Source organism: Vibrio sp. 10N.222.52.B7, assembly GCF_041474275.1.
In the GTDB taxonomy this organism is placed as follows: domain Bacteria; phylum Pseudomonadota; class Gammaproteobacteria; order Enterobacterales; family Vibrionaceae; genus Vibrio; species Vibrio crassostreae_C.
Genome location: NZ_JBFRTU010000152.1, coordinates 1 through 283 on the forward strand (window position 1 = coordinate 1; position 283 = coordinate 283).

Consider the following 283-nt stretch of genomic DNA (forward strand, 5'->3'; position numbering starts at 1 on the left):
TCCAAATTGTTAAAGAGCTTGATTCAAACTAATGAACCATTTTTAAATATTTTCAAATAAAAACACTTAAAGATGGTGGAGCTATGCGGGATCGAACCGCAGACCTCCTGCGTGCAAGGCAGGCGCTCTCCCAGCTGAGCTATAGCCCCATCTTTGTATCTAGTCGATATTGGTGGGTCTGAGTGGACTCGAACCACCGACCTCCCGCTTATCAGGCGAGCGCTCTAACCAGCTGAGCTACAGACCCAATATCGTCTCTTTTACTTTCTAAACCTAATCAATC

General features: G+C 45.2%; 2 tRNA genes. Both read right to left on the bottom strand.

Features of this window, described 5'->3' with window-relative positions:
• Positions 1–73: 73 nt before the first annotated feature.
• Positions 74–149 (bottom strand) — tRNA-Ala (locus AB4512_RS21905).
• Positions 150–170: 21 nt separating this feature from the next.
• A tRNA-Ile gene (locus tag AB4512_RS21910) sits at positions 171–247 on the bottom strand.
• Positions 248–283 lie beyond the last annotated feature (36 nt).